Here is a 1,391-nt window from a genome sequence, read left to right on the forward strand (position 1 = left end):
GCCGCCACCACGTAGGACACCAGAGACACCGCGCCCGCGGCATTCTTGTATCCGGTGGTGACGGCGAAATCGACGGTTTCGTGCGCGGTCAGCGCCGCGTCGATCTCACCGAGCTCGATACGGAAACCACGAACCTTGACCTGGAAGTCATTACGGCCCACATACTCCACGGCCGGGTCACCCGCGGCGTCACGACGCCACCGCACCACATCGCCCGTGCGGTAGAGCCGCGAACCGGGTTCACCGAACGGATCGGCGACGAACCGCTCGGCAGTCAAACCGGGCCGCGCGTGGTAGCCACGTGCCAGCTGGATACCACCGACATACAACTCACCGGCCACACCCTCGGGCACCGGATTCAAACGGTCGTCGAGCACCAGGGTGCGCATACCCCGCACCGGACCACCGATCGTCACCCGATCACCGGCACGCAGCACACCACTGATATTCGTGGCGACCGTCGCCTCGGTCGGACCATAGGCATTGTGGAACCTGCGCTCGACCCCACCTTCGGGCGTGGTCGACCACTTCGCCATCAGATCCGCCGAAATCGCCTCACCACCGGCGATGATCACTTCCATCCCCGCCAGATCCGCCGGATCCAACGACCCCAGCACCGACGGCGTGATCAAACCAACCGTCACACCCTCACGGGAGATCAACTCACCCAGCTCGGCACCACCGTAGGTACCGGTCGGCACCACCACCAGCGCACCGGCCGAACCGACCGCCAGCAACAACTCCAGAATCGAGGCGTCGAACGACGGGGAGGCGAACGCCAACGCCCGAGTATCCGGGGTCAACCTGTACCGCTCGACCTGTTCGGCACTGAAATTCGCCAAACCGGCATGGGTCACGACAACGCCCTTGGGCAGACCCGTGGAACCGGAGGTGTAGATGACATAGGCCGTGTTCGCCGGAGTCAACGGCCACACCCGGTCGGCATCGGTGATCGGATCGGCCGGATACGTGTCCAAAGCCAACTCGTCGAGCACCAGCCAGTCCACCGAGTCGGGCAACTCCGCCCGCACCGACGACACGGTGATACCCACCGGCGCACCGGAATCGGTGAGCATATGCGCGATACGATCCGCCGGATAGGTCGGGTCGATCGGCAGGAACGCCGCACCCGACTTGGTGACCGCCCATTCCGCCAGCACCGAATCCGCCGACCGCGGCACCGCCACCGCCACCAGATCCTCGGCACCCAGGCAACGCTCGATCAACACCTGCGCCAACCGGTTCGACCGCTCGTCCAACTCGCCATAGGACAGCCGCTGATCCTCGAACACCACCGCCGGCGCCGACGGATCCACCGCCACCGCCGCCGCCAGCAACTCCGGCAACGTCGAAGCCGGCACCGCCGCACCACCGGTCCGGGACAGAACCTC

Annotated in this window: 1 protein-coding gene; it reads right to left on the reverse strand. The window is 65.9% G+C overall.

Annotated elements, in window-relative coordinates:
• Positions 1-1,391 (reverse strand): non-ribosomal peptide synthetase (locus tag NS4_RS31000; protein ID WP_245665882.1); only part of this gene is annotated, 1,391 nt, incomplete at both ends.

The sequence above is a fragment of the Nocardia sienata NBRC 100364 genome (assembly GCF_001613205.1).
Classification (GTDB): domain Bacteria; phylum Actinomycetota; class Actinomycetes; order Mycobacteriales; family Mycobacteriaceae; genus Nocardia; species Nocardia sienata.